Source organism: Butyricicoccus sp., assembly GCF_050872565.1.
In the GTDB taxonomy this organism is placed as follows: Bacteria; Bacillota; Clostridia; order Oscillospirales; family Butyricicoccaceae; genus Butyricicoccus_A.
In genome coordinates this window covers 1-1,945 of the sequence record NZ_JBNMHC010000388.1, presented here as the reverse complement: position 1 = coordinate 1,945, position 1,945 = coordinate 1, and the positions used below count along the sequence as shown (strand labels likewise).

Genomic DNA, 1,945 nt, shown 5'->3' with positions numbered 1-1,945 from the left:
TCCCATTCGCTCTGTGCTTCCAAATAGCCCGGCAGCGTATATTGGAACGTAATTGTGCTGGTATTCAGACGAATTTCATTGAGGGTACCCTTCTTGCCGGTCGCACTGGTCAGCGGCGTATCTGTCTGTACGCTCTTATCCGTCAGAACCGTGACCGGCACGGTTTCATACACGCCGCCGCCCTGCACGAACAGCTTGATGTTCTGCGCGCCCTTGCAGTCCACGCTGCACGCAAACACTGCCTGTTTGCTGTTCTCGTCATATGCCAAAACACGGATACCGCAGTCGCCGGTGCTCGCTGTGATCATCAAATCCTCTGCCGCCTGTTCGCTGGCAATCGGCTTCACGGTGATGCGCACATCCGCCGTGGTTCCGTCGGATACGGCGTCCAAAATCCGGATGGCAGGCATGTGCTTGGCAGCTTTCATTTGCTGCACAGCGGCGCTGCCCTGCGCGCTGGGCGCGGATGTCTCATTCTGGCAGGATGCGTAGCTCGCACCGGTGCACACGGCTGCTGCGGCAGCAGCGCATAAAATCAGGCGGTACGCGGCGTTTTTTCGGCTATTTTTCATATCTTTCCAGCTCCTTCCAATTACTGCGTCCAATGATACGTTCTTTTATTGTGTATAATTGTAACATATAATTATATCGCTGTAAAGATATGTCTTGCGACAGTTTTATCCGTGCAGGGTGTAATCGGTTCCGTTGACGGTCAGCGTTTCCGCGTTTTCCAAATCAATCGCATCGGCAAGAGCAAAGTAATGCGTATACGTCTTCATGACTTCCGGCTCCAAATCGCCGTGCAGTTCCTGTAAGTCCAGCTTTTTTTCGCTGCCGTCAGCAAACTGTACCGTGACGTCCGGTGTACCATGAACATATTCCTTCCAATCGACATCCCATTCGCTCTGTGCTTCCAAATAGCCCGGCAGCGTATATTGGAACGTAATTGTGCTGGTATTCAGACGAATTTCATTGAGGGTACCCTTCTTTCCGGTTGCACTGGTCAGCGGCGTATCTGTCTGTACGCTCTTGTCCTTTAATACGGTAACCGGAACTGTCGCATACAGTCCATCGCCCTGCACCAAAATCTTCATCTTTTCCGAGGCATTCATATCTACGCGGCATTCAAACAAAGCCTGTTTGTTCTGCTCGTCATATTTCAGCACGCTTGCCGTACAGTCACCGGTGCTGGTGGTAATATACAGATCTTCTGCGGCTTTTTTGCTTTCTACCGGAGACATGGTAAAGAAAATTGTCGCAGACTCTTCTCCAGAGGTCACATCAATAATTTGAAACGTATATCCGCCCTGCTGAATCGGTGTGTGATTTTGTTTGTCATACGTCATCTCTTGCGCCGTTGTCGTGCTGACTGAAGCCGAACCGCTCGGCTGTACCGATGCACAAGCAACGCAAAAACAAGCAGTTGCCGCCGCCAATGCATAAGCAAGCATCTTTTGAATAGTATGTTTCATATTAGCAATCCTTTCATGAATTTTTTCCATCCATCATAATAAAACAGCATCTATGGAATGTCAAAGGTTTCCGAAAATCTTTACAAACCTTTATCACAGACAACAGATGCTGTTTGCTATTGTACATCGAATTTGTGAATGTTTCTCACTCTGCATTTTTGTTTTGGCACAGTTTAACCCTCACGTACCATCTAAACTCGTCTCTCCCTCTAGGAGAGATGTCGCGCAGCGACAGAGAGGGCTGGAACGGTTTCCCCAACACGCAAAAAACCGCCGCGGCACAAACCGCGGCGGTTTCGTTTCCATCTCTTGCTTATTCAGAGAGCAGATTTGTCATGCTGTCCAAGCTAATGCCCAGCGTGGACAGATTATGCAGCATCGCAGACGTTGCCGGTTGCAGGACACCTGCCACACCGAGCAGAATCAGACCGAGATTAAAGCCAATGATAAAGCGATAATTGCGGTCGATGCGC

2 protein-coding genes are annotated in these 1,945 nt (G+C 49.6%); both read right to left on the bottom strand.

All coding sequences use genetic code 11. The annotated features are described in order from the left end of the window. The coding region (locus ACR0P9_RS11705) for a hypothetical protein (protein WP_432620351.1) at positions 1-572 on the bottom strand (572 nt) is incomplete at its 3' end. 105 nt (positions 573-677) lie between these two features. Next, positions 678-1,472 carry a hypothetical protein gene (locus ACR0P9_RS11700; RefSeq protein WP_432620349.1) on the bottom strand — a complete coding sequence of 265 codons (795 nt, stop codon included), beginning with the start codon at positions 1,470-1,472 and terminating at the stop codon, positions 678-680. Positions 1,473-1,945: the final 473 nt, after the last annotated feature.

Bases quoted from the DNA above. Each gene is read 5' to 3' on its own strand.
- ACR0P9_RS11700 (WP_432620349.1), bottom strand. From the start codon at position 1,472: ATGAAACATACTATTCAAAAGATGCTTGCTTATGCATTGGCGGCGGCA.